The organism is Streptomyces sp. NPDC050416, assembly GCF_044458845.1.
Lineage (GTDB): Bacteria > Actinomycetota > Actinomycetes > Streptomycetales > Streptomycetaceae > Streptomyces.
Window position 1 is genome coordinate 306,551 of record NZ_JBITII010000007.1, and the last position, 23,714, is coordinate 330,264.

The 23,714-nt window shown below is 72.8% G+C and carries 23 protein-coding genes; 13 read left to right on the plus strand and 10 right to left on the minus strand.

Annotation, left to right across the window (positions count from 1 at the left end):
• Nucleotides 1-34: 34 nt before the first annotated feature.
• Nucleotides 35-1,498, minus strand: coding sequence for a glycoside hydrolase family 3 N-terminal domain-containing protein (locus ACIBL4_RS23540; RefSeq protein ID WP_399413107.1), 1,464 nt, complete (start codon nucleotides 1,496-1,498; stop codon nucleotides 35-37).
• 239 nt (nucleotides 1,499-1,737) lie between these two features.
• Between ACIBL4_RS23540 and ACIBL4_RS23545 the strand changes: the two genes are divergently transcribed.
• Nucleotides 1,738-4,593, plus strand: coding sequence for an ABC transporter substrate-binding protein (locus ACIBL4_RS23545; protein ID WP_399413109.1), 2,856 nt, complete (start codon nucleotides 1,738-1,740; stop codon nucleotides 4,591-4,593).
• Between the two features lie 12 nt (nucleotides 4,594-4,605).
• Here ACIBL4_RS23545 and msrB read toward each other — a convergent pair whose 3' ends face one another.
• From msrB to ACIBL4_RS23565, 4 genes are all read right to left on the minus strand, one after another.
• Nucleotides 4,606-5,013, minus strand: coding sequence for a peptide-methionine (R)-S-oxide reductase MsrB (gene msrB / locus ACIBL4_RS23550; protein WP_399413111.1), 408 nt, complete (start codon nucleotides 5,011-5,013; stop codon nucleotides 4,606-4,608).
• Between the two features lie 14 nt (nucleotides 5,014-5,027).
• Nucleotides 5,028-6,419 (minus strand): UDP-N-acetylmuramate--L-alanine ligase, encoded by a 1,392-nt coding sequence (murC, locus tag ACIBL4_RS23555; RefSeq protein WP_399413113.1) that lies wholly within the window; start codon nucleotides 6,417-6,419, stop codon nucleotides 5,028-5,030.
• A gap of 75 nt (nucleotides 6,420-6,494) precedes the next feature.
• Entirely contained in the window at nucleotides 6,495-6,968 is a 474-nt protein-coding gene (locus tag ACIBL4_RS23560) for an indole-3-glycerol phosphate synthase (protein WP_174523302.1), read from the minus strand.
• Between the two features lie 251 nt (nucleotides 6,969-7,219).
• Nucleotides 7,220-8,035, minus strand: coding sequence for a pyrimidine reductase family protein (locus ACIBL4_RS23565; protein ID WP_399413116.1), 816 nt, complete (start codon nucleotides 8,033-8,035; stop codon nucleotides 7,220-7,222).
• Nucleotides 8,036-8,330: 295 nt separating this feature from the next.
• On the opposite strand from ACIBL4_RS23565, the gene zapE reads away from it, so the two are divergent.
• The 7 genes from zapE to ACIBL4_RS23600 all read left to right on the plus strand — a co-directional run bounded on the left by zapE (nucleotide 8,331) and on the right by ACIBL4_RS23600 (nucleotide 15,688).
• Nucleotides 8,331-9,395, plus strand: a complete 1,065-nt coding sequence (gene zapE / locus ACIBL4_RS23570; RefSeq protein ID WP_399413118.1) for a cell division protein ZapE — start codon at nucleotides 8,331-8,333, stop codon at nucleotides 9,393-9,395.
• Nucleotides 9,396-9,594: 199 nt separating this feature from the next.
• Nucleotides 9,595-10,023, plus strand: coding sequence for a hypothetical protein (locus ACIBL4_RS23575; RefSeq protein WP_399413120.1), 429 nt, complete (start codon nucleotides 9,595-9,597; stop codon nucleotides 10,021-10,023).
• 80 nt (nucleotides 10,024-10,103) lie between these two features.
• Nucleotides 10,104-10,685, plus strand: a complete 582-nt coding sequence (locus ACIBL4_RS23580; RefSeq protein ID WP_399413122.1) for a carbonic anhydrase — start codon at nucleotides 10,104-10,106, stop codon at nucleotides 10,683-10,685.
• An 8-nt stretch (nucleotides 10,686-10,693) separates the two neighbouring features.
• On the plus strand, nucleotides 10,694-12,190 hold the full coding sequence (locus ACIBL4_RS23585) for a SulP family inorganic anion transporter (protein ID WP_399413124.1): 1,497 nt from the start codon (nucleotides 10,694-10,696) through the stop codon (nucleotides 12,188-12,190).
• Nucleotides 12,191-12,359: 169 nt separating this feature from the next.
• A complete protein-coding gene (locus ACIBL4_RS23590) occupies nucleotides 12,360-13,241 on the plus strand; it encodes a slipin family protein (protein ID WP_399413126.1) in 882 nt (293 codons plus the stop codon).
• Nucleotides 13,242-13,331: 90 nt separating this feature from the next.
• Complete coding sequence (locus ACIBL4_RS23595; RefSeq protein ID WP_399413128.1) at nucleotides 13,332-14,717, plus strand: PhoX family protein; 1,386 nt, start codon at nucleotides 13,332-13,334, stop codon at nucleotides 14,715-14,717.
• 86 nt (nucleotides 14,718-14,803) lie between these two features.
• Complete coding sequence (locus tag ACIBL4_RS23600) at nucleotides 14,804-15,688, plus strand: PPK2 family polyphosphate kinase (RefSeq protein ID WP_399413130.1); 885 nt, start codon at nucleotides 14,804-14,806, stop codon at nucleotides 15,686-15,688.
• Between the two features lie 27 nt (nucleotides 15,689-15,715).
• Here ACIBL4_RS23600 and ACIBL4_RS23605 read toward each other — a convergent pair whose 3' ends face one another.
• On the minus strand, nucleotides 15,716-16,201 hold the full coding sequence (locus ACIBL4_RS23605) for an SRPBCC domain-containing protein (protein WP_399413132.1): 486 nt from the start codon (nucleotides 16,199-16,201) through the stop codon (nucleotides 15,716-15,718).
• Complete coding sequence (locus tag ACIBL4_RS23610; protein WP_399413134.1) at nucleotides 16,198-16,626, minus strand: ArsR/SmtB family transcription factor; 429 nt, start codon at nucleotides 16,624-16,626, stop codon at nucleotides 16,198-16,200. Before ACIBL4_RS23610 ends, ACIBL4_RS23605 begins: the two co-directional genes overlap by 4 nt.
• An 85-nt stretch (nucleotides 16,627-16,711) precedes the next feature.
• Between ACIBL4_RS23610 and ACIBL4_RS23615 the strand changes: the two genes are divergently transcribed.
• Together ACIBL4_RS23615 and ACIBL4_RS23620 are read left to right on the plus strand one after the other, a co-directional pair.
• On the plus strand, nucleotides 16,712-18,232 hold the full coding sequence (locus tag ACIBL4_RS23615) for an FAD-dependent oxidoreductase (protein ID WP_399413136.1): 1,521 nt from the start codon (nucleotides 16,712-16,714) through the stop codon (nucleotides 18,230-18,232).
• A 33-nt stretch (nucleotides 18,233-18,265) separates the two neighbouring features.
• Nucleotides 18,266-18,445, plus strand: a complete 180-nt coding sequence (locus ACIBL4_RS23620; RefSeq protein WP_010034064.1) for a hypothetical protein — start codon at nucleotides 18,266-18,268, stop codon at nucleotides 18,443-18,445.
• Here the strand turns inward: ACIBL4_RS23620 and ACIBL4_RS23625 are convergent.
• Both ACIBL4_RS23625 and ACIBL4_RS23630 read right to left on the minus strand, forming a co-directional pair.
• Nucleotides 18,437-19,108: an ABC transporter gene (locus ACIBL4_RS23625; protein ID WP_399413139.1), complete on the minus strand. Its 672-nt coding sequence runs from the start codon at nucleotides 19,106-19,108 to the stop codon at nucleotides 18,437-18,439. The two genes, ACIBL4_RS23620 and ACIBL4_RS23625, sit on opposite strands and share 9 nt — an antisense overlap.
• A complete protein-coding gene (locus tag ACIBL4_RS23630; protein WP_399413141.1) occupies nucleotides 19,105-19,971 on the minus strand; it encodes an ATP-binding cassette domain-containing protein in 867 nt (288 codons plus the stop codon). The genes ACIBL4_RS23625 and ACIBL4_RS23630 overlap by 4 nt, the downstream gene beginning before the upstream one ends.
• A gap of 42 nt (nucleotides 19,972-20,013) precedes the next feature.
• Here ACIBL4_RS23630 and ACIBL4_RS23635 point away from each other — a divergent pair, with 42 nt between their 5' ends.
• Together ACIBL4_RS23635 and ACIBL4_RS23640 are read left to right on the plus strand one after the other, a co-directional pair.
• On the plus strand, nucleotides 20,014-20,775 hold the full coding sequence (locus ACIBL4_RS23635; protein ID WP_399413143.1) for a peptidyl-tRNA hydrolase: 762 nt from the start codon (nucleotides 20,014-20,016) through the stop codon (nucleotides 20,773-20,775).
• A 68-nt stretch (nucleotides 20,776-20,843) separates the two neighbouring features.
• Nucleotides 20,844-21,290, plus strand: coding sequence for a hypothetical protein (locus ACIBL4_RS23640; RefSeq protein ID WP_399413145.1), 447 nt, complete (start codon nucleotides 20,844-20,846; stop codon nucleotides 21,288-21,290).
• Between the two features lie 31 nt (nucleotides 21,291-21,321).
• Here the strand turns inward: ACIBL4_RS23640 and ACIBL4_RS23645 are convergent, their stop codons facing one another.
• Nucleotides 21,322-21,861 carry a potassium channel family protein gene (locus tag ACIBL4_RS23645; protein ID WP_399413147.1) on the minus strand — a complete coding sequence of 180 codons (540 nt, stop codon included), beginning with the start codon at nucleotides 21,859-21,861 and terminating at the stop codon, nucleotides 21,322-21,324.
• A 202-nt stretch (nucleotides 21,862-22,063) separates the two neighbouring features.
• Here ACIBL4_RS23645 and ACIBL4_RS23650 point away from each other — a divergent pair, with 202 nt between their 5' ends.
• The gene (locus ACIBL4_RS23650) at nucleotides 22,064-23,704 is read left to right on the plus strand and encodes a DUF692 family multinuclear iron-containing protein (protein WP_399413149.1); all 1,641 of its coding nucleotides are present in this window, start codon (nucleotides 22,064-22,066) and stop codon (nucleotides 23,702-23,704) included.
• The last annotated feature ends 10 nt before the right edge of the window (nucleotides 23,705-23,714 follow it).

Consider the following 23,714-nt stretch of genomic DNA (forward strand, 5'->3'; position numbering starts at 1 on the left):
TGCCGTAGAGCCGCCGCAGGCGACGCCATAGGGCTCAGCCGCCCGCCAGTACCTCCGCGATCGCCCGCAGATTCACCCGCCCCCGCCCGTAGGAGCACAGCGCTCCCCGCTCCGGCAGCCCGGTGTCGACCCGTACGGCATCGGGCCGACGGGCCAGCAGGGCGGTCCGCAGCCGTTCCTGCCAGGGGTGCAGCCCGGCGTCGCAGGTGGCGACGACCAGCGGCGCGTCGCCGGACGCGCCGAGGATGCCCGCCACCACGGCGGCCGGATCCGCAGGCTCCCCGGTGACCGCCGTCCCCGTGGCCGTGGGGTCGACGGCGCGCACCTCCGTCAGCAGGTCCTCCCCGCCCCAGTTGAGCACGGGGTGCGGCGGCGGGTACAGGTCGACGACGTGGGCGCCCCGCACGCCGGCCGGCACCGGGCCGCCGCGGACGGCCCGGCGGGCGCCCTCCAGCCCGGCCCCCGCGTCCCAGCCCCCGACCGCCCCGTCCGTCACCGCGTAGCGTGCGGCGAGCCGCCGCACCCGCCCGGCGGCCTCCCACAGCCGCTCCTCGGCCAGCGCACCGGTGCGCAGCGCGCCCCGCACCGCGTCCCGGCAGGCCAGGGTGACCTCCAGGTCCGGCACGGCCACGATGACCTGGTCGGCACCCGCCGCCAGGGCGATCCGCGCCCCGGCGGCCTCGCCGTAGCGGTCGGCTATGGCCTTCATCTCCAGCGCGTCACTGACCAGGACTCCGTCGAAGGCGAGCTCGTGGCGGAGCAGATCGCCCAGGATGCGGCGGCTCAGGGTGGCGGGCCGCTCGGGGTCCAGCGCCGGGAAGACGACATGCGCGCTCATGAGCATCGGCACGCCGGCGTCGACGGCCGCGCGGAACGGTTCGAGGTCGGCGCGCAGTTCGTCGTACGACCGCGGGTCGACGGCGATGCCGTGATGGCTGTCGGTCTCGGTGCCGCCGTGGCCGGGGAAGTGCTTGGCGCAGGAGGCGACGCCCCGCCGCTCGGTGGCGGTGATCCAGGCCCGCAGATGCCGGGCGGCGAGCGCGGGCTCGGCACCGAAGGAGCGGGTGCGCACGATCGGGTTGCGCGGATGGTGCTGGAGGTCGGCCACGGGGGCGTAGGAGGCGGTGATGCCGAGCGTGGCCAGATGCCCGGCGAGCGCGTCGGCGCAGCGGGCGGTGAGGGCCGGGTCGTCGGCGACGCCGAGTGCGTAGGAGCCGGGCACGTCCGGCGCGCCCGCGGCGACCAGGTGACCGATGCCGCCGCCCTCGTTGTCGATGCCCACGATGAGGTCGGGCCGCAGGGCCCGCAGGGCGTCGGTGAGCCGGCGCACCTGCTGGGCGTCGCGCACGTTCCGGGTGAAGAGGATGACCCCGCCGAGGCCCTGGTCGATGAGCCGCTTGAGGGTGTCGGGCACGGTCGTGGTGCCGGCGAAACCGGCGACGAGGCAGCGGTGGGCGGCCTCGTCGAGGGCGGGAGGCAGCGGCGCGGAGTGGGTCACCCCGGGAATCCTGTGGCTGGCTCAGCCAAAAGTCAACCGGCCGGTGGCTCGCCGATTCAAGGCCGTCCCTTCAAGACCTTTGGCCGAGCAGACCAGCCGAAACGTTCCTGAAGTTCGTCCGTCACCCACTCGCACCCCACTCACAGCGGCTAGCCTCGTAAGTCACCGAAGGTGAACGGGGGTTGCCCATGGTGAACACAGATCGCACGCCGCCGGACTGCCCTGGGGGACATGACGGCATGCCGGAGACCGGCGCCGCGGTCCACCTCCAGGATCAGCTGGAAATCCTCATCCAGGACTTCCGCACGAGCACCGAGCCGCCGATGCCGGTGTTCGTCGTGCACGCGCAGGACAGCGCGGACGACGACGCCGTGACCGGGCTGGTCCGGCAGCTGTACACGGGCCAGGAGGCGCACGGCACGCGCTGCGCGGTAGCGCAGGACGTCTACGAGGGCCCGACGGAGGTGCGCCGGGCCGCGGCCATGGTGCGGGCGCTGAGCGACCCGAAGAAGTGGGGCGGCCCGAAGGCGGTCTACCGGCGCTACGCGTTCCCGCGGCTGCGGCTGGTGCACGCCATCGACGACGCGGTCGCGGCGCTCGGCGACACGTGGCCGGCGCCCGCCCCGGGCAGCCCCGAGGCCGGGCAGGACCAGCGGCAGCGGCTGCTCGACCAGCTGGCCCGGCAGCGCTGGCGCCCGAAGGGCACCGCGCGGTGGCGCTCGGGCCTGCCGCTGTTCGACATGGCGCACATCCTGCCCGCGAGCCTCGTGACCGTGCTCGCCGCACTCCTCGCCCGCAGCGACTGGTTCGTGGCGGTGGCGGCCGGCCTCGCCTTCCTGCTGCTGCTGACCGTCCTCAACTACGTCCTGCCGGGGCGGGCGCCGATCTTCCTGTGGCTGCGCCGGGAGAGCCGCTGGTTCATGACGACGACCTTCCTCAGGGCGGCGGACCAGGACGATCCGACCGAGGTGTCGCTGCTGCGGCCGGTGCGCTCCTGGAAGGCGATCGCGGCCCGGGCGTACGACGTGGCCGAGGCGCTCACGGCGGGCGGCGACTTCCACCTCCAGTTGTGCGTGCTGGCGCTGCGGGAGGACCTGCGGGACAACCACCGCCGCTGGAGCTGGGACCTGCGCGGCTTCAAACGGCCGCGCCCGCCCATGCTGTTCCTGCCGCACGCGGACGACCGCAACGGCGGCATCGAACTGATCAGGGCGATCAGCGACGTCCGCAGCCGGCGCAGCGAGCTCGATCCGCTGCTGGTGGTCGCCGCGGTCCGCTCCGACGAGGTGCCGCGCCTGGAGCGCGGCGTGGTCCGGACGGCGCCCGACCCCGAACCCGTACCGCCCCGGTTCGGCGAGCGGCTGCGCACCTGGTACCGGGAGTGGGCACGCGACCTGCGCGCCGAGCAGTCGCCCAGCCGGGAGCGGTCCGTCCTGCCCTGGGTGATGAAGATACCGCTGCCGCACGACCAGCTCGGTCCCGTCGAGGAACGCCACCGCCATCTGCGGGCCGCCACCCGGCCGACGCTCGCCCGGCTGGTGTGGGCCCTGCACACCCTGGTCCTGGTGACCGTCCTGCTGGCCGCCGGCACCGTCATGCGCGCCGACTCCCTCCAGGACCGGTACTGCTCGGCATCCGTACTGACCGCCAACCGCGACACCCGGCTCGAACGGACGCCCGGCGGCGACACGGAGTGCATAGGCATAGCGACGGGCGGCGTCCGCTTCGCCGACTGGCTGCCCGCCCCCAAGCCCTCCGACGAGATCAGGACACTGACCGCCGACGACGAAACGCCCTGGACGGTGGACGAACTGGAGGACCGCATCGCCGGGCAGAACGCGGACGTCCTCGCACGCCACTCCGGCAAGTACGTCACCGTCGTCTACGCCGGCCCGCTGAGCGCCGACCCGGCCGGCTCGTCCTTCGTGAAGGGCGCCGAGGAGCTGGCGGGTGTCCATCTGGCGCAGGCCGTGATCAACAAGAACTCCAGTGTGAAGCTGCGCGTCCTGGTCGCCAACGGCGGCGTGGACCTGGGCCACCAGAAGGAGATGGCCAAGGCCATCGCCGCGTACGCCGCCGACGACCCGACCGTGGTGGGGGTCGTCGGCACGGGCCGCGACCTGGAGTCGAGCAGGGCGACGACGCGCACCCTGCTGGAGGCCGGCCTCCCGGTCGTCTCCGGCACCAACTCCGCCACGTATCTGCCCCGCGAGTTCGCCAACTGGTTCAGCCTGGCCGCCACCGACGAGTGGCAGATCGAGCAACTCGGCCTGATCGCGGCCCAGTTGCGCAGACCGGACCGACGGCAGTACGGCCTCGTCCTCGCCCGCGACACGGCGAACACCGACGACCTGTACACCGACGAACAGGCCCGCTACGGCCAGGAGATGCTGCGCCGGCAGGGCTTCGCCCGGCTCGAGCCGCGCCGCTACGTCCTCAGCGGTGGCAAGCCCGAACTCCGCTCGCACGCCCAGGAGATCTGCCGGGGCGGCCGGGTCCCGTCCGTGATCTACTTCGCGGGCCGGGTGGAGGACATCGATCCCCTGATGACCCAGCTGGGCACCGAGCCGGGCTGCGCCGGAAAGCCCCTGTCCATCCTCACGGGCGACGACCTGTCCAAAGCCGACTTCACCGCCGGCGGGCAGTCCGTCGCGCCGAAGGTCACGCTGTACCACGCGGCCCTGGCCGAGCTGGAGTCGGCCGCCACCAAGACGACCTTCTACCTCTCGGCCGCCGCGTACCTGCCCGGTCTGCAGGGCCGGCGCGTGCGCTACGACAGTCCGGCCCTGGCCAGCGGCCAGACCGCCCTGGCCCACGACGCGACCCGCGCCCTGTACTGGGCGGCCACCCGCGACGACCGGCCGCAGAGCCGCGCCTCGACCTGGGTGAACCTGCGCAGCGTCGAGATCGAGGGCATGGCCACCGGCACCATCGACTTCACCCGGGCCCCGCTGTACGGCGACCGCACCGGCCACAGCATCGTCCTCAAGCGGGTCCGCCGCGCGGCCGACGGCACGGCCGACACCCGCGTGCTGTGCAGCCGCACCGCGGGGGACACGAAACCCCTCACGGTGAAGGAGTGCCGGATCCGGTGACCGCGGCCCGCCTCAGCTGTCGACGGGCGTCAGCCGCAGCGCGATGCTGTTGATGCAGTACCGCTGGTCGGTGGGTGTCGGATAGCCCTCACCCTCGAAGACGTGCCCGAGGTGGGAGCCGCAGCGGGCGCAGCGCACCTCCGTGCGGACCATGCCGTGGGAACGGTCCTCGATCAGTTCCACCGCGTCGGTGTCCTTCGGGTCGAAGAAGGACGGCCAGCCGCAGTGGGACTCGAATTTCGTGTCGGAGGTGAACAGCTCCGCCCCGCAGGCGCGGCAGGAGTAGACGCCCCGGGTCTTGGTGTCGGTGTACTCACCGGTGAAGGCGGGCTCCGTGGCCGCCTGGCGCAGGACCGCGTACTCGCCCGGGGTCAGCTCCGCGCGCCACTGCTCGTCCGGCTTCTCGACGTCGTACGGCATGAGCCTCCAGCCCCTCAGTTCGACAGACGGTCCAGGATGTGCGGGCCGAGGTCGGTGACGTCGCCCGCTCCCATGGTGAGAACGAGATCCCCCGGCCTCGCCATTCCCGCGACCACGGCGGGCACGTCCGCCTTGTCGTGTACCGGCGTCACGTCCGCGCCCGCCGCCCGGGCCGCCTCGATGATCAGCTCGCTGGTCACGCCGGGGATCGGGTCCTCACGGGCCGGGTAGATGTCCAGCACGACCGAGGCGTCCGCCAGGGCCAGGGACTGGCCCATCTCCTTGCCCAGCTCCTGGGTCCGCGAGAAGAGGTGCGGCTGGAAGACGACCAGGATCCGGGCGTCACCCGCCGCCCCGCGCATGGCCTCCAGGTCGGCGGTCATCTCGGTGGGGTGGTGCGCGTAGGAGTCGATGACCTGCACTCCCGCGGCCTCGCCTTTGAGCTGGAGCCGCCGCTTCACGCCCGTGTACGCCGCCAGGGCCGGGGCCAGCTCCTCGGCGGGGACGCCGAGCGCGACGCCCGCCGCGAGCGCGGCCACCGCGTTGTGCGCGTAGTGGCGGCCGGGCACGGAGACCGTGAAGGTCAGTTCCTTGCCCTCCAGCACCACGGTGACCTCGCTCTTCAGGCCCTGCGGCACGACCGACAGGATGCGCACGCCGGCGTCCTCGGACTCGCCGTACGTCACCACCCGCACACCGCGACCCGCGACCCGGCGCGTCAGCTCCCGCGCGCCCTCTTGATCGGCCGCGATCACCAGCGTGCCGCCCTCGGTGACACGGTCCACGAACGTCTCGAACGACTGGTAGATCTCGTCCATCGACGCGTAGTTGGCGTGGTGGTCGAGCTCGACGTTGAGGACGATGGCGACCTCGGGCGCGTACTTGTGGAAGCTGCGGTCCGACTCGTCCGCCTCGGCGACGAAGATCTCGCCCTCGCCGTGCAGCGCGTTGGAGCCGGGCGCGTCCAGGTCGCCGCCGATCGCGTACGACGGCTTCAGGCCCAGCTCGCTGAGCGACACGGCCAGCATGGAGGTCGTGGTCGTCTTGCCGTGCGTGCCGGCGACCGCGATCGGGCGCAGGCCCTCCATCAGGGCGGCGAGCGCGTCGGAGCGGTGCACGACGGGGATGCCGAGTTCGGCGGCGCGGGCCAGCTCGGGGTTGTCCTGCCGGATCGCCGAGGACACGACCACACAGCTGGCGTCGTCGGCCAGGTGCTCGGCGGCGTGCCCGATGCGCACCGTCACCCCCAGCGCCCGCAGCGCCTCGGCCGTCGCCGACTCCCTGGCGTCGCTGCCGGCCACGACGGCCCCGCGCTGCGCGAGGATCTTCGCGATCCCCGACATTCCGGCCCCGCCGATGCCGATGAAGTGCGGTCGGTCCATGGCGGTGGGAAGGCCGGGTGCCATGCGGATCTCCAAGAGCGTTCAAGGACGGTTAGCGCCCACAGCCTATTTCAGGAGCGCGCGGCACTGTGCCAGGCACTACGCCTTGCTGTGCGAGAACAGCTTCAGCACCGGCACACCCACCTTGTGCCGTGCCCGGGAGGCCCAGTCCCGGTGGAAGAACTCCTCCACGTAATGGGGGTCGGTCAGCACGATGACCTCGTCCGCGCCGACCTCCTCCACCAGGGACTTCAGCGCGTCCAGCGGATGATCCTCGATCAGCCGCCCCTCGGCCTCGCTCCCGGAGGCCCGCAGCGCCGCGAGCGAGACCTCCAGCGCCCGCTGCCCGACACTCAGCGCTTCCTCGCCCTCCGGTGTCTCCCCCTCACGGACGGCCTCGTCGAGCTCGCCGAGCGCGACGTCGTCGATGGCCCGCAGCAGCCGGTCCGCCTGCTCGCCGCGCGGCTGGAGCAGCACCTGGAAGGAGACCGGCTCCTCCCCGTGCAACGTAGTGACGAACTCCACGTCGGCGGACGTCAGGGCCTTCTCGATCATCAATACGCTTGTGAACACCAGGCGCCCCTTCTGCTCCCGGGGGCCCGCGGCCCCATTCCTCCGTGGGCTGCCCCGGGCCCTGCGGAAACCATCCTGCCCCGTGGTCGCACGGGCACTGCCGGATCCAGTGTGCCCTCCGGAAACCAAACGGAACGGCACATTCCGCCGATTACCGGACCGACGACGGCCATCGCACCGATTCCGGACCCACCGACCGGTTCGGTTTCCCGGCCGCCGAGACCTGTACCCCGTGCCGGGCGGTTCAGTGGTCAGGACCGCCCGTACCGCGTGTACAGGAAGCCGTCCTCCTCCAGCATCGACACCAGCCTGAAGCGCTGCGGCACCGTGACGGCGGGCCCCCCGGCGATGCGCTGCGCGTCGCCCGCGGTGAGCAGTGGGGAGACGGTCAGGCACAGCTCGTCGAGCACGCCGGCCGCGACCAGCTGCCCGAGCAACCGCGGGCCGCCCTCGGTCAGCAGCCGGGTGTAGCCGAGGGCGGCGAGGGCCCGGACGGCACGGGCCGGGTCCACGCCGATGCCGTCCCCGGCGGTGACCACCCGGGCGCCCGCCTTCTCGGCGGCGGCGACCCGGTCCGGGGCGGCCGAGGCCCCTGTGAGGATCATGGTGGGCACCAGGGGCGAGGTGAACAGGGGCAGCGAGAAGTCCAGGTCCAGGCTGGCGGAGACCACCGCGATCGCGGGTGCGGGGCCCTGCCCTGCCGCCTCCCGCCGCTCCGCGAACTCCTCACGCGCGCGTGCCGGCCGGTAGCCCTCCTGGCGCACCGTCTGCGCGCCGACGACCACGACGTCCGCCAGTGCCCGCAGGGTGCCGAAGATCCGCATGTCGGTCTTGTTGGAGATGGGCTGCGAACGGCCGTCGTGCTGGGCGGCGCCGTCCAGCGTGGACACCATGTTGGCGCGCAGCCACGGCAGCGGCCCGCCGGGCCCCGCCGCGGGATAGGCGTACGCGGCGGCCAGCTCGGCCAGACTCCACTCCCGTCCGGCCCCGCCGCGATCCTCTTCCCCGGGCCTGGCGCCCGAGTCCGGAGCTGCTGTTTCATCGGTCACAGGGAACAGACGTCGCATGCCGTGCAGTGTTCCACGCCCCTGCGAGCCTGTCCGGCGGACCAGCCGTAGGTCGCGGGTTCTGGAACGCCCATCTGCGGCGTTGTCGTCAGTTGCGATTCCCCCGTGCTCGGCTTCGCTCGCGCGGACGGTGCCCCCATCGCGTCGACGCCTTCCTCCGCCTTGCAGCTGGACGCACAGACCCCGCTCGCCTGCGCCACAAGGCCCTGGGACATCCGGCACGGCTTGGTCCGCCGGACAGGCTCTAGCATGGTGAACCGTGTCCTCCTCCCCTGCCCCCTCCGGAACCGGCCCCATGACCGACGCGGCCCCGCTCTCGCTGTGCGCCCGTGAGCCGCACGTGCCCGCGGACCGGCTGGTCGCCGAGATGGTGCCGCCGCCACGTTTCGACTCGGTGCGCTTCAGCACGTACATCCCGGACCCGAACCAGCCCAGCCAGACGGAGGCCGTCCGGGTTCTGGAGGGCTTCGCGGCGGGTCTCGGCCAAGGAGCGGGCGATTCCGGCAAGCGGCGGCTGTTCGGGTTCGCCAGGGCGCCGAAGAAGGCCCCGGCCGGCCCGCGCGGCGTCTACCTCGACGGCGGTTACGGCGTCGGCAAGACCCACCTGCTGGCCTCCCTCTGGCACGCCACCCCGGCCGAGCCCGCGCTCAAGGCGTTCGGCACCTTCGTGGAGCTGACCAACCTGGTCGGCGCCCTCGGGTTCCAGCAGACCGTCCAGACCCTGTCCGGCCACCGCCTGCTGTGCATCGACGAGTTCGAGCTCGACGATCCCGGCGACACCGTCCTGGTCTCCACCCTGCTCGGCAAGCTCGTCGACGCGGGCGTCGCGCTCGCCGCCACCTCCAACACGCTGCCCGGCAAGCTCGGCGAGGGCCGCTTCGCCGCGGCCGACTTCCTGCGCGAGATCCAGGGACTGTCGGCCCACTTCCGCGCCCTGCGCATCGACGGCGAGGACTACCGCCACCGCGGCCTGCCCGAGGCGCCGCCGCCGTACTCCGACGAACAGGTGACCAAGACGGCACACGCCACCGAGGGCGCGTCCCTCGACGCATTCTCGCCCCTCCTGGAACACCTGTCCCGCGTCCACCCCAGCCGGTACGGCGCCCTGACCGATGGAATCAAGGCCGTCTGCCTCACCGGTGTACGACCGGTTCCCGACCAGTCGACGGCGCTCCGGCTCGTCGTCCTCGCGGACCGGCTCTACGACCGTGAAGTGCCCGTGCTGGCCTCGGGCGTGCCCTTCGACCAGCTCTTCAGCGACGAGATGCTGAACGGCGGCTACCGCAAGAAGTACTTCCGGGCCATCTCCCGGCTCACCGCCCTGGCCCGCGACGCGGGCAAGCTGGCGAACGCCCGGTAACCACAGCCCCGATATCGCGCCGAACCACCGTAGGACAAGGAGCAGTTCAAGCCAGCCCACCTACGGTTTTCAGGCTCTCTTCAGCTTGAAACGTTAAGTTAACCCTGCAAACGACCTTGCAGGGTTAACGTGTTTCTTGACCAGTCATTGACCAAGTGTTGGTCAATGCTAGACGTGCGAATCAGCGGAAGGGGGGCGCATGCACCGAGGTACGACGGCACGGACCGTGGTTTCGCTCCTCGCCGCCGTCCTGCTCGCCCTCCAGCTCTTCGCACCGACGGCATCCTTCGCATCCGCGCACACGTCCAGTGAAGTCGAGGCCAAGGCTCAGGTCGGAACTGAACCTTCCGGCAAGGCTTCACGCCCCGGAACCAAGCTTTCCGGGAAGGCGCTGCGCGACGAGATCGCGAACTGCCGCGCCGGACACCACAGGGGCCCGACCGGCCCCCTGCGGACCCGCGACCGGTTCCACAGCACCGACTCCGCGCCCTCGGCGCCCGATCGGCACCTGCTGAGGCACATCCCGCCGACAGCACCGGACCGGGTCACACCCGGCGTCGCGCACGAACGCACGTCGAGATCCTCGGCGTCGCGCACTCCGGCGGCGCTGCAGGTCTTCCGCTGCTGAGGAACAGAGCAGTTCCATCCCCCACCTCTGTCATGCCCGTCCGACGCGCCCCCACTGCGCGCCAGGAGGAGTCACCACTTATGCAACCCCTCATCGACAACGCCCGCATGTTCGGACAGCGCCCTGAGGAGTTCGCCCGCCTCGCCGAGGGCCAGTCCCCCGACGTCCTGTTCATCACCTGCTCCGACTCCAGGGTCGTACCTGCCCTGATCACGGGCGCCCGGCCCGGCGAGCTCTTCGAGCTGCGCACCGCGGGCAACATCGTCCCCCCGTACGCCTTGGAGCACCCCACGTCCGAGGCGGCCACCATCGAGTACGCCGTGGAAGTGCTCGGCGTCAAGGACATCGTGGTCTGCGGCCACTCGCACTGCGGTGCCGTGGGCGCGGTGGTCCGGGGCGACGACCTCGCCGCCGTACCGGCGGTGCGCGACTGGCTCGCGCACGCCGCCGAAGAGCCCAAGTGCGAGGACCCGGCCGACCCGACGGTCGCCGAAGCCGTGCAGAACCACGTCCTCACCCAGGTGCTGCGACTGCGGTCGTACCCGTGCATCGAGCGCCGGCTGGCGGAGGACCGCATCGGTCTGCACGCATGGTTCTACGAAGTGCACACCGGAACCGTGTGGCAACACCACGCGGAGAACGACACCTTCGAGACCCTGTGAGGGACACCATGACCAAGTTCCCTTACCTGAGGCAGGACTTCCTCGCCTCCATCGTCGTCTTCCTCGTCGCCGTGCCGCTCTGCATCGGCGTGGCCGTCGCCTCCGGCGTCCCGGCCGAACTCGGCCTGATCACCGGCATCGTGGGCGGCCTCGTCACCGGGTTGCTGCCCGGCAGCAGCCTCCAGGTGTCCGGGCCCGCCGCGGGCATGACCGTGCTGGTCTTCGAGGCCGTCAGCGAGTTCGGGGTGGCCGCACTCGGTGTGATCGTGCTGATGGCCGGTCTGCTCCAGCTCGCCATGGGCTTCTTCGGGATAGGCCGCTGGTTCAGGGCGATATCCGTCTCCGTGGTCGAGGGCATGCTCTGCGGCATCGGCCTGGTGATCATCGCCGGGCAGATCTACGCGGCGGCGGGCCTGAAGGCGCCGGAGTCCGGCATCGGCAAGATCGCGGGGCTGCCGGGGGCGTTCACCGACGCCCTGGGCAGCACCGAGGCCCTGATCTCGCTCGCGATCGGCGCCGGCACCATCGCCGTCATCGTGCTGTGGAAGAAGCTGCCGAAGGCCGTGCAGTCCGTGCCGGGTGCCCTCGCGGCCGTGGTCCTGGCCACGCTCGCCACGCTCGCCTTCAGCCTGCCGGTCGCCACGGTCGAGGTGGAGGGCCTGCTCGGGGTCATCCAGCCGCCCGGGACCGACGCCCTCGGCGAGCTGGCCGGTCCGGCCATCTGGGGCACGATCATCGCGTTCGCGCTGATCGCCTCGGCGGAGAGCCTGTTCAGCGCGGCGGCCGTGGACCGGCTGCACGACGGTCCGCGCACCCAGTACAACAAGGAGATGATCGCCCAGGGCGCGGGCAACACCGTGTGCGGTCTGCTCGGCGCGCTGCCGATGACCGCGGTGATCGTCCGCAGTTCGGCGAATGTCAACGCGGGTGCGAAGACCAAGGCGTCCCGAGTGCTGCACGGCGTGTGGCTGCTGCTGTTCGCCGCCGCGATGCCGTGGGCCCTGGCCCTGATCCCGCTGCCCGCCCTCGCCGGCATCCTGGTGCACGCGGGCTGGAAGCTGATCCCGTTCCGCCAGGTCGTGGCGCTGTGGCGGGCTCACAAGGGCGAGGCGCTGATCCTCGTGGTCACCGCGGTGTCGATCGTCGCGGTGAACATGTTCGAGGGCGTCCTGATCGGTCTGGCCCTGTCGGTCGTCAAGACCGCCTGGGAGGCTTCGCACGTCAAGCTGGAGGTCATCGACAAGGGCGCCGGCCCGATCCAGGCGTACCTGTCGGGCAACGCGACGTTCCTGCGGCTGCCGAAGATCCTCGACAGCCTGGAGAGCCTGCCCCAGGACCGCCCGGTCGAGCTGGACCTCTCGGGTCTGCACCACCTCGACCACGCCTGCCGCACGGCCCTGGAGAGCTGGGCCGAACGCCACAGCGCGACGGGCACGGAGCCGGTGAAGGTCACGGAACCGGAGCCGGAGCCGGCACCGGAGGCCGAGAAGGTCACGGCCGCGTAGTGACGTAGCCGGAACCTCCTCCGACATCCCCTGGTCCGGGGCGCACCCCAGCGGTGCGCCCCGGACCTTCGTGTGTACGGCCCGGCTCCTCGGGCATGGCCCCGACCCCTGTTCCAGGCATATCGTTACAGCAATAGACGAATCGGGACCTCTGGACGGGGAGGTCGGCATGGTCGAAGAGCTGGTCGGGGCGGTGGCGGCGGCCGGAGCCGGGGGGCTGGTGTATCTGGCCTCGGCGGCGCGGATCGTCAAGCAGTACGAGCGCGGGGTCGTGTTCCGGCTCGGGCGGCTGCACGGTGAGGTGCGGCGGCCCGGGTTCAATCTGATCGTCCCCGCGGTGGACCGGATGCGTAAGGTCAACCTGCAGATCGTGACCATGCCGGTGCCCGCCCAGGAGGGCATCACCCGGGACAACGTGACCGTGCGGGTCGACGCGGTCGTGTACTTCAAGGTCGTGGACCCGGCGGCCGCGGTCGTCAACGTCGAGGACTACCGTTTCGCCGTCTCCCAGATGGCGCAGACCTCCCTGCGCTCGATCATCGGCAAGAGCGAACTGGACGACCTGCTGTCCAACCGGGAGAAGCTCAACCAGGGCCTGGAGCTGATGATCGACAGCCCGGCGGTGGAGTGGGGCGTGACCATCGACCGCGTGGAGATCAAGGACGTGTCCCTGCCGGACACGATGAAGCGGTCCATGGCCCGCCAGGCCGAGGCCGACCGGGAGCGGCGGGCCCGGGTGATCAACGCCGACGCCGAGTACCAGGCCTCGAAGAAGCTGTCCCAGGCCGCCCAGCAGATGGCCGACACACCCTCCGCGCTCCAACTCCGCCTGCTCCAGACGGTCATGGCCGTGGCGGCGGAGAAGAACTCCACACTGGTGCTGCCCATCCCGGTGGAGCTGCTGCGGTTCCTGGAGAGAGGCCACCAGGAGTCGGGCCACCAGGAAGAGGCCCACCAGGAGGGGAGCCGGCCGGCACCGGCGCCGGCGGACCACCCCGTCGACACGACCGAACAGGCCATCGACGAGCTGCGGCACGCGGTCGAGCGGTGAGCCACGCTACGCGCGTGGTTCCCGCGACCCGCACCAGGTGATAGACACAGCGGGATCACAGTTCCTGTCCGCCAGCAGGAAGGTTTCCCCATGACCAAATCCGGTCGTATCGCCACACGACGTCAGGTACTCGCCGGGACGGGCGCCCTGGGCGTCGGGATCGCGTTCTCCGGTGCCCTGACCGAACTCTTCGCCGGCACCGCCGCCGCCCAGGACCTCGGCCACGGCGGCGGCTACGGACCGCTCGTCCCCGACCCGAAGGACCTGCTCGACCTGCCCGAGGGCTTCCGCTACCGGGTCCTGTCCCGCGAGGGGGACCCCCTGCGCTCCGGCGAGGGCGCGGTCCCCTCCAACCACGACGGCATGTCGGCCTTCGCGGGCAGAGGCGGCCGGGTCCATCTGGTCCGCAACCACGAGAACCGCGCCGACGGCAGGGTCCCCGTCCCGACGGTCGAGGGCCTCACCTACGACCCGGCGGGCAAGGGCGGCTGCACGGCCCTGACGCTGGACTCCCGCAACCACGTCCTGTCGGAACGTGTCGCGATCGCCGGCACGGCCGTGAACTGCGCGGGCGGCCCTACCCCTTGGGGCACCTGGCTGACCTGCGAGGAGACCGAGGACAGGGCGGGCACCAACGGCTACACGAAGGACCACGGCTTCATCTTCGAGGTCGATCCGGCCGACCCGCACCGCACGGGCGCCGTGCCGCTGACCGCGATGGGCCGCTTCCAGCACGAGGCGATCGCCGTCGACCCCCGGCGGGGCGTGGTCTACGAGACTGAGGACGCCTTCCAGAAGCCCTTCGGCCTGTTCTACCGCTTCCTGCCGGACCGGCCGCTCGGCGGACGGGGTTCACTGCGGGCGGGCGGCCGGCTCCAGGCCATGCGCGTGCCCGGCGTGCCCGACCTGTCCTCGATCCAGGACATCGGCGCGGAGTTCGACGGCATCGAGTGGGTGGACGTACCGGACCCGCGGGCGGCGCAGACCCCGATCCGGCTCCAGGACTTCGGCCGCGGGGGCATCACGCACGCGCAGAAGCTGGAGGGCTGCTACTGGGGCGGCCGGTCGGTGTACTTCGTGTCGTCGTTCGCCCGCAGCGCGCAGGGGTCGGCGGCCGACCACTTCGGGCAGATCTGGCGCTACGACCCGGACCGGCGACGGCTCACCCTGGTGATCGTCTTCGGCCCGGACACCGACGTCCAGCTGCCGGGAGAGTCGCCGGACAACATCTGCCTCGCGCCCAGCGGCGGCCTCATGGTCTGCGAGGACGGCAACGGCGCCCAGCACGTCTACGGCGTCACCCGGCGCGGCGAGGTGTACCCGATGGCCCGGGGCAGGCAGAACATCGGCACCCCGGAGGAGCCCGAGTGGGGCGAGTTCGCCGGGGTGACCTTCTCGCCCGACGGCGACACGATGTACGTCAACTGCTACACCCCCGGCACCACGTTCGCGGTGACGGGCCCCTGGCGCCGGTAAGCACGGCTCCATTCCCGTCCGGGGCGCCGGATGCGCGAGCCGGCGCCTCGGCGGACGATCGAGGCACAGGACCGGAAGGCGGCCCGGTGACGGAGAAGGACAGAGAGAGGCAGGACGGGGACGAGCGCGGGGCCTCGCTGCGGGAGCGGCTGCGCCTCCCCGCCGGTGAGCCGGTCGACCTGTCCCGGCACGATGCCGCCGCCACCCCCGGCGGCCCGGACGGCAAGGCCGCGGGCAAGGCGGCCACGGCCCGGATCGGCGAGCGGCTCGCCGGCCTTCAGGAACGGCTGTGGGCGGCGAGCACCGCGGGCGACCGGCGCCGCGTCCTGCTGGTCCTGCAGGGCATGGACACCAGCGGCAAGGGCGGCACGGTCAAGCACGTCATCGGCCTGCTCAACCCGGCCGGCTGCCGGATCACGGCGTTCAGGGCTCCGACCGCCGAGGAACGCGCGCACTCCTTCCTGTGGCGCGTGGAGAAGGCGCTCCCGCACCCCGGCGAACTGGGCATCTTCGACCGCTCGCACTACGAGGACGTGCTGGTCACCCGGGTCCGGGAACTCGCGCCCCGCGCCGTGGTCGAGAGCCGCTACGAGCGGATCAACCGCTTCGAGCGGTCCCTCGCCGACGACGGCGTGACGCTGGTGAAGTGCTTTCTGCACATCTCCTACGGCGAGCAGCGCCGCCGCCTGCTCAGGCGCCTCGACAAGCCGGAGAAGCGCTGGAAGTTCGCCCCGTCCGACATCGACGACCGCGCCCTGTGGCCCGCGTACCAGGACGCCTACGAGAGGGCCCTGGAACGCTGCGGCACCTCGTACGCGCCCTGGTACCTCGTCCCGGCCGACCACAAGTGGTACCGCAACTGGGCGGTCAGCACGCTGCTCCTGGAGCATCTGCGAGAGCTGGATCCGCGGTATCCGGAGCCGGACTTCGACGTGGCGGAGTGCCGGAAACGGCTGCTGCGGGAGTCCTGACCGGGGCGGCGATCCTGATCCGGGCGGTCAGGCGGCCAGCAGGGCGTCGATCTGGCCGACGGCCTCCTTCAGGCCCTCCTCCATGCCCATGGAGACCAGCTGCTCCATCTGCTCACGGGAGTCGAAGAGGGAGCGCATCTCCATCCGGGTGCCGCCGCCGTGTTCGCTGAGCCGCACCGTCACGGACATGGTCGGCATGTCGTCCTTGGGCTTTCCGTCGTCGTCGGCGAAGCCGTCGGTGAACTCCAGGGAGGTCGGCTCGCTGACCGAGGTGATCCGCCACCAGCCGCGGTGCCGGTCGCCCTCCGGGCCGGTCATGAAGTACGTGACCTGTCCGCCGGGGGTCAGGTCGTGCTCCTCCACGGTCGCCGGGTAGGTCGGCGGGCCCCACCAGCGCTCCAGCTGCCGGGGGTCGGCCCACAGCCGCCACACCCGCTCCACGGGGGCGGCGAAGTCGGCGATCAGGGTGAGGGTGAGGTTGTCGAGGTCCTTGTCGACACTGGTGACGCTCATCTCCGGGGTCCTTCCGGGGTGTCGTTCTCTTCGGTACCGGGAGCTCCCGGTCCTTCGATGCCGGGCGCCGCCGGCTCTTGACTGCCGGGGTCCTCCGCGAGCAGCCGGGCCATCCGGTCCACGCGTCCGCGCCACGCCGACTCGAGTTCGTCGAGGGCCTGGCGGGCGCGGCCCACCGCGTCGGGGTCGGTGCGCACGAGCTGCTCCCGTCCGCTGCGCTGCTTCGTTACGAGGCCGGCCCGCTCCAGCACCGCGACGTGCTTCTGCACCGCCGCGAAGCTCATCGGATAGGCCTCGGCCAGCCGCGAGACCGACAGCTCCCCGCGCACGCAGCGGCGGAGTATGTCCCGGCGGGTGGTGTCGGCCAGGGCGTGGAACAGCCGGTCCACCGTCTCGTCGTTCAGCCCCACCACATCTACAACCATTTGGTTGTACGTTAGTCCTGCAGGCCCCCTCTGTAAAGCGACATGCCGAACACTGAAGCGGACGGTCGGGGGTACTCGGTGGCTCATGAGCGAGAAGCAGCAGGTCAGCAGCTCGTACTGGATGGAGACCGCACCGGACGGCCGCCATCCGGCCCTGGCGGAGGACCTGGACGTCGACGTGGCGGTGATCGGCGCCGGGATCGCCGGACTGAGCACGGCGTGGGAACTGACGCGGGCCGGGCGGAGCGTGGCGGTGCTGGAGGCCGGGCGGGTCGCGGCCGGGGTCACCGGGCACACCACCGCCAAGGTCACCGCCCTGCACACACTCGTCTACGACAAGCTGCGCCGCACCCGCGGCCCCGAGGGCGCGCGGCTGTACGCCCGTTCGCAGTCCGAGGCGATCGAGCGCGCGGCCGGGATCGCCGGGGAACTGGGCATCGACTGCGACTGGGAGGCCAGGAGCGCCTACACGTACGCGTGTGACCCGAGCCGGGTCGACGAGCTGCGTGCCGAGGCGCGGGCGGCCGCCGAGGCCGGACTGCCCGCCGCGTTCGTGGAGGAGACCGGGCTGCCCTTCCCGGTGGCGGGCGCGGTCCGGGTCACCGGCCAGGCCCAGTTCCACCCCCGCAAGTACCTGCTGGCGCTCGCCGCCGACCTGGTCGAGCGCGGTGGGCGGATCTTCGAGGACACCACGGTCCTCGGCCTGGACGAGGGCGAGCCGTGCCGGCTGTCCACCACGACCGGGGCGACGGTGCGGGCCCGGGACGTCGTCGTCGCGACGCACTACCCGATCTTCGACCGGGCCCTGCTGTTCACCCGGCTCACGCCGAAGCGCGAACTGGTCGTCGCCGGGACGATCCCCGCGGACCAGGACCCGGGCGGCATGTTCATCACGCCCGACGAGAACACCCGCTCGGTGCGCACGGCACCGTACGACGGGGACCGGCGTCTGCTCATCGTCACCGGTGAGCACTTCACGCCGGGCACGGGCGACCCACGGGCCGCTTTCGAACGCCTCACCGCCTGGGCCGTCGAGCACTTCCCGGACCTGGAGGTCACCAACCGGTGGGCCACCCAGGACAACAGCCCGACCGACACCGTGCCGATGGTCGGCCCCCTGCACCCGGGCGCCCGGCACGCCTATGTGGCCACCGGCTTCGGCGGCTGGGGCATGACCGGCGGCATCATGGCGGGCAGCCTCCTCGCCGCGCAGATCACCGGCGAGGAGCGCGAGTGGAGCGGGCTGTACGACCCGCGCCGGCTGAAGCCCGCCGTGCGGGAGGCGCCGTCGTTCCTCAAGACCCAGGCCAAGGTCGCGGGCCACTTCGTCGGGGACCGGTTGCGGCCCTCGCCGCCGGTGGAGTCCCTGCCGCCCGGCGAGGGGGCCGTGGTCCGCGCCGACGGCCACCACCGCCTCGCGGTCTACCGGGACGAGGACGGCAACCTGCACTCCGTCTCCGCCCGCTGCACCCACCTTGGCTGCCTGGTCGCCTTCAACTCCGCCGAACGCGCCTGGGAGTGCCCCTGCCACGGCTCCCGCTTCGACACGGACGGCAAGGTCATCCAGGGCCCGGCGACCAAGCCGCTGGAGCAGCGGGACCTCTGACGGCCGGGTGACGCCCGGGCCTACGCTGGAGGTATGAGCGAGGACGACTACTGCCTGATCGACGCGACCAGGCCGCCCCGGGCCGACGGGCCGCCGTACGCGGAGTGCGTGCTGTGCCGGGAGCCGACGGAGTACCCGGAGTCGTACAAGGGCATCACCCTCTGCCCCGTGTGTGAATGGCAGGAGGCGCAGCGCACCGCCTGCTCAGGGTGATCTGCGGGCGGCGAGCGCACCGGCCAGGGCCAGCGCGGCGGCCGTGGCCAGGGCTGCCGCGGCCAGGGGCAGCAGCGGCAGCGGGACGGTCCCCGACCGTGAGCCGGTGACCAGGCCCTGCACCGCCGCCTGCGCCGGGGATCCGGTCGCGACGAGGGACAGCAGCGCCGCGAGCAGCAGCGCCAGGACAGCACGGCCTCGGGAGCGCAGCAGCGGCCGGCTGGTGAGCGCGCCGACGGCCGTGCCGAGCAGGGCGCAGGCCAGGGCGGCGAGCAGCCCGGCCCCGCAGGCGGGGGCGAGCGGCACCGGGGTGCGGTGGTCCGAGGTGACCGGAGCGCTCAGCAGCGTCACGCCGAGGGTCGCGACCGTGCCGAGCGCCGCCGCGCCGGACAACGCGACCAGCAGGCAGGCCACATGAGCGCGCGCGGGCCCGACGGCCGCCGCCACGCAGCCGCGCGCGGCCTGCGGCTCGGCCGTGACACAGATCCGTGCCAGCCAGGCGGCGACGGGCAGCAGCGCGGCGGCGGTGTAGCCGAGCGAGTCGAGCACCGGCTGCCCGGCCTGGACGCTGATCGCGAGGAAGGCGGCGTACAGCAGGAACGGCGGCAGCCAGCGCTGGGAGCGCAGCAGCAGGGCGGCGTGGTAGTGCAGGAGGGCGGTCATCGGCGGCTCCCGGGGGCGTCGGCCTGCCGCTCCACGCGCACTACGTGCCAGGGCGGGCGGGCCGTGAGCAGGGTGCGGAGCAGGACGTCGGAGTGCGGGGCGGGGACGGTGAGCCGGTGGCTGCCCGGCGCGGTCTCCTCGGCGGCGGTGACGGTCCGACGTACGTCGTCGGGAAGCCGTCCGCCCGGCGGGCCCTGAACCTCGACGGTGACCTGCGGTCCGGACGGCGGCGGTCCCGGCTCGGCACGCTCGACGAGGCTCCCGTCGCGCACGGTGTACGTCGCGTCGGGCAGGCCCGCGAGGCGGCGCGGGTCGTGGTCGACGAACACCACGGATCCGCCGGCCGCCGTGCGTTCGGCGACCGCCCGCTCCAACTCGGCGCGGGCGTCGCTGTCCAGACCGGTCCACGCCTCGTCCAGCACCAGCAGCTCGGGCTCCGCCAGCAGGGCCTGGGCGACCGCGACCTTCTGGCTGCTGCCCTTCGACAGCCGGGCCATCGGCGTCCCGGCGTACGCGGCGGCCCCGAGGCGCTCCAGCCACTCGGCGGCGGCACGGGCGGCCCCCGTGCGGGTCAGGCCGTGGACGGTGCCGAGGTGGGTGAGGTAACCGGCGGCGGTGAACGGCAGGGCCGACGGGAACCGCTCGGGGACGTAGGCGGTGCGCGGGCGGCCGGTGATCCGGCCCTCGCTGGGGGCGTCGATGCCGGCGAGCAGCCGCAGCAGGGTCGACTTGCCGGTGCCGTTGGCGCCCTCGACGCGGACGAGCCGGCCAGGGGCCACCGTCAGGTCGACGCCGCGCAGCACCCAGGGGCCGCGCAGGCCGTAGCGGCGGCCCGCGTTCTCCAGGCAGAGGTCGGGTCGCATGGGCCCATCCTCCACGATCTTCCGGCTGGCACACTGGGATTCGTGAGCGAAGACCCGACGCCCGTGAGTGACAGCCCCTTCCGTTCCGAGCCCTCGGACCGCGACACGGCACCGCAGTTCGTGCTGCCGCTGGTCGTGCGGATCGAGCGGGCGGCTCCGCCGGCGCGCACGGACGCGCTGGAGACGGCCGCGCGGGCCGTGCTGACGATCCTCAGCGACGAGCGGTCGGCCGGCGACGGCCCGTGGGCGCAGGCGGTGCGGGACTGGCAGGACGCGCGGATCCGCAAGGTGGTGCGGCGGGCGCGCGGCGCCGAGTGGCGGCGGGCCGAGGCCCTGCCCGGCATCACGGTCACCGGCAAGGCTGCCGAGGTGCGGGTCTTCCCGCCGGTCCCGCTGGACGGCTGGCCCAAGGACCTGGCCCGCCTCCAGGTCTCCGGCACCGACCTGGACGACCCCGAACCGCCGGTGGAGGCGGACCCTGCCGCTCCGGTGCTGTGGCTCAACCCCGACCTCGGCATGTCGGCGGGCAAGGCGATGGCCCAGGCCGGACACGCCGCGCAACTGGCCTGGTGGGAGCTGCCCGACGAGGAGCGGGCCGCCTGGCACGACGCGGGCTTCCCGCTCGCCGTGCGGACGGCCGACCCGGCCCGTTGGCCCGGACTGACGGGCAGCGGGCTGCCGTTGGTCCGCGACGCGGGGTTCACGGAAATCGCGCCCGGCTCGTGCACGGTGGTCGCGGACCACCCGGCGCTGCGCCGGGAACCGTACGCTCCGGGCGGCCCGGTGGCCACCCGTTCGGAGTAGCCGCAGGCGCGCCGGTCGCGGCCGGGTGCTCCAGTGGGGTTACCAGACAACCCGACCAGGAGGCAGCCATGACCAGCGCCGCGCCCCCTCCCCCCGCTCCGCCCGCCCCCGACGACCGGACGCCCGGTGGCCCCGGCGACCCCCTGGCGACCGGAGGTCTCGCTCTCGGCGGCACCCTGATGGTCGTCTACGGCCTGTTCGCGGTGCTCCAGGGCATCACGGCCATCGCCGACGACGAGGTGTACACGAGCTTCGGCGAGTACGTCTTCGAGTTCGACCTGACCGCGTGGGGCTGGATCCACCTGGTCGTCGGTGTGCTCGTGGTGGCGGCCGGGTTCGGCCTGTTCACCGGGGTCACCTGGGCCCGGGTCGTGGGCGCGATCGTGGTCGGACTGGCGCTGATCGCGAACTTCATGTGGCTGCCGTACCAGCCGTTCTGGTCGATCATCATGATCCTGACCGGCCTGTTCGTGCTGTGGTCGCTGTTCAACTACCGCTCCACCCGCGCGGCGTAGACGTCGCCCCAGCCCCCCCGGCCGTCCAGGGTCAGGAGGGCGGCGGACGCCGGTCGCGCGCGGCGACCACCGCGTGCAGCCGGCGCGAGAGCGCGGTGGCCGCCGCCGTGAGGAAGACGAACGTGTACAGGATCTGAGCGACCGCCACCAGGCGGGCCTCCTGCCCGCTCGGGGTGATGTCCCCGTAGCCGACGGTCGCGAGCGTGACGACGGTGAAGTACAGCGCGTCGACGCGGGTGCTCAGGCCGGTGAACTGGCCCGGCCGCTGGGCGAGGGTGTAGTACCCCGACGAGAACACCAGCACGGCCAGGCACATCAGCAGCGGGATCATGACGCCGGGCCGGGTGTGCGGTTTCTCCAGCACGACGTCGCGCACCTGGCGCAGCAGCAGCGCGGCCAGCAGCCCCAGACACAGGGCGAACAGCGGCCAGCCCAGCCAGGAGCGGTCGTCGCCGAGGCCCTCCAGCGGGAGCAGGAAATAGGCCGTGCCGACGGCGACCACCAGTCCCCCGGCGGCGGCCCACACCCACCGGGTCGAGGCCGGGGCCGCCTGTTCGCTGCCATCGCTCATGCGTCCGGTCTACGACGCTTCAGGAGGTGGCGCGACCCCGGTACCTCCGTCGGTGGGGCCTACGGCCGCCTGTGGAGCCGGTGCCGTCGGCGGCCCGAACCTCAAATGTTCCTCTGAAGGCGCCCATGGCGGGGTTCGGGGGCGGGCGGCTGGGCCATACCCCCCTCACGTTCGAGGAACCGGCGGTGCGGAGGAGGGGACGATGGAGCGACTGGGGACGGGCATCGGATGGCGACCGGAGATCGCGGACGCCGTGGAGCGCATGCCGGGCATCGACTGGGTCGAGACCGTGGCCGAGAACGTCTGCCCCGGGCATCTGCCCGACTCGCTGCGGCGGCTGCGCGAACGCGGCGTCACCGTGGTGCCGCACGGCGTCTCGCTCGGCCTCGGGGGCGCGGACCGGCCCGACGAAGGCCGTCTGACCGCGCTGGCCGAGCGGGTGGAGGCACTCGGCTCTCCGCTGGTCACCGAGCACATCGCGTTCGTACGGGCCGGTGGTTCCCTGACGGCGACGCCGCACCTGGAGGCGGGCCATCTGCTGCCCGTCCCCCGGACCCGGGACGCGCTCGACGTGCTGTGCGAGAACGTGCGCATCGCGCAGCAGGCGCTGCCGGTGCCGCTGGCCGTCGAGAACATCGCCGCGCTGATCTCCTGGCCGGGCGAGGAGATGACGGAGGGCCAGTTCCTGTACGAGCTCGCCGACCGCACGGGCGTCCGGCTCCTCATCGACGTGGCCAACCTGCACACCAACCACGTCAACCGCGCCGAGGACCCGGCCAAGGCCCTGGCCGAGCTGCCCCTGGAGGCCATCGCCTACGTCCATGTCGCCGGCGGCTTCGAACGCGACGGCGTCTGGCACGACAGCCACGCCCACCCCGTCCCCCGGCCGGTCCTGGACATCCTGACCGACCTCGCGTCCCGCGTGTCCCCTCCGGGGATTCTGCTGGAACGCGACGAGAACTTCCCGGAACCGGCGGAGCTGGAGGCCGAACTGGCCTCGATCCGGCGGGCCGTGGAGGCGGGGGCCGTCGAGCGGGTGAAGGCGGAGGTGCGCGCGGCTGCCCACGCGGTCGCAGCGCGGCCGGGGGCCGCGCCGGGGGGCCGGAGCGAGGCGCAGCCGCCGGGCACAGCGCCCGGAGACCGAAGCGAGGCCCAGCCGCCGGGCACAGCGCCCGGAGGCCGAAGCGAGGCCCAGCCGCCGGGCACAGCGGCCAGAGGCCGAAGCGAGGTCCGCGCCGGCGCCCCCGCGCGCAGCGACGCAGCCACGCCGGGGGCCGTCGGCACGCTGACGCCGGAGATGCCTGATGCGGGCCCCCTGGGTGAGCGGCGCGAGCCGCTTGTGGCAGCCGGGACGCCGCAGGGCCATGAGACCGGGGCGGCCGGGGCGACACGGGGCGCCACCGGCCGGCCCGAACACAGAGGTACCGACGAGGCCCGGCAGCGGCTCGGGGTCGCGCAGGCCGCGCTGCTGTCGGCGCTGGTCGCGGGGACGCCCGTGCCCGAGGGGTTCGACCGGGTGCGGGTCGGCGTACAGGCACGGGCGCTCGCCGCGAAGCGGGCGGACGTCGTGGCGAAGGTCGCGCCCGAGCTGCCAGAGATCCTGGGGGCGGACTACCGTACGGCCTTCCTCACGTACGCCCAGACGCAGCCGATGACCGGCGGCTACCGGCGCGACGCGCTCGCCTTCGCCGAACACCTGCTGTCCGCCGGGCGGCCGGGGGACGCCGCGGCGCGGCGGGAGCTGCGGGAGTGGTGGCTGGAGCGGTCGGGACCTGCGCCCCGATCCCGGCGCCCGGTACACCGGCTGGCCCGGGCCACCCGCAAGGTGTTGCTCCGGCGCTGAAGCGGGGACG

Coding starts and splice junctions, on each gene's coding strand:
- ACIBL4_RS23615 (WP_399413136.1), top strand. CDS start 16,712: ATGAGCGAGAAGCAGCAGGTCAGCAGCTCGTACTGGATGGAGACCGCA.
- zapE (WP_399413118.1), top strand. CDS start 8,331: ATGACCGACGCGGCCCCGCTCTCGCTGTGCGCCCGTGAGCCGCACGTG.
- ACIBL4_RS23585 (WP_399413124.1), top strand. CDS start 10,694: ATGACCAAGTTCCCTTACCTGAGGCAGGACTTCCTCGCCTCCATCGTC.
- ACIBL4_RS23640 (WP_399413145.1), top strand. CDS start 20,844: ATGACCAGCGCCGCGCCCCCTCCCCCCGCTCCGCCCGCCCCCGACGAC.
- ACIBL4_RS23620 (WP_010034064.1), top strand. CDS start 18,266: ATGAGCGAGGACGACTACTGCCTGATCGACGCGACCAGGCCGCCCCGG.
- murC (WP_399413113.1), bottom strand. CDS start 6,419: ATGGCACCCGGCCTTCCCACCGCCATGGACCGACCGCACTTCATCGGC.
- ACIBL4_RS23595 (WP_399413128.1), top strand. CDS start 13,332: ATGACCAAATCCGGTCGTATCGCCACACGACGTCAGGTACTCGCCGGG.
- ACIBL4_RS23580 (WP_399413122.1), top strand. CDS start 10,104: ATGCAACCCCTCATCGACAACGCCCGCATGTTCGGACAGCGCCCTGAG.
- ACIBL4_RS23645 (WP_399413147.1), bottom strand. CDS start 21,861: ATGAGCGATGGCAGCGAACAGGCGGCCCCGGCCTCGACCCGGTGGGTG.
- ACIBL4_RS23545 (WP_399413109.1), top strand. CDS start 1,738: ATGCCGGAGACCGGCGCCGCGGTCCACCTCCAGGATCAGCTGGAAATC.
- ACIBL4_RS23610 (WP_399413134.1), bottom strand. CDS start 16,626: ATGGTTGTAGATGTGGTGGGGCTGAACGACGAGACGGTGGACCGGCTG.
- ACIBL4_RS23650 (WP_399413149.1), top strand. CDS start 22,064: ATGGAGCGACTGGGGACGGGCATCGGATGGCGACCGGAGATCGCGGAC.
- ACIBL4_RS23575 (WP_399413120.1), top strand. CDS start 9,595: ATGCACCGAGGTACGACGGCACGGACCGTGGTTTCGCTCCTCGCCGCC.
- ACIBL4_RS23605 (WP_399413132.1), bottom strand. CDS start 16,201: ATGAGCGTCACCAGTGTCGACAAGGACCTCGACAACCTCACCCTCACC.
- ACIBL4_RS23590 (WP_399413126.1), top strand. CDS start 12,360: ATGGTCGAAGAGCTGGTCGGGGCGGTGGCGGCGGCCGGAGCCGGGGGG.
- ACIBL4_RS23625 (WP_399413139.1), bottom strand. CDS start 19,108: ATGACCGCCCTCCTGCACTACCACGCCGCCCTGCTGCTGCGCTCCCAG.
- ACIBL4_RS23630 (WP_399413141.1), bottom strand. CDS start 19,971: ATGCGACCCGACCTCTGCCTGGAGAACGCGGGCCGCCGCTACGGCCTG.
- msrB (WP_399413111.1), bottom strand. CDS start 5,013: ATGCCGTACGACGTCGAGAAGCCGGACGAGCAGTGGCGCGCGGAGCTG.
- ACIBL4_RS23565 (WP_399413116.1), bottom strand. CDS start 8,035: ATGCGACGTCTGTTCCCTGTGACCGATGAAACAGCAGCTCCGGACTCG.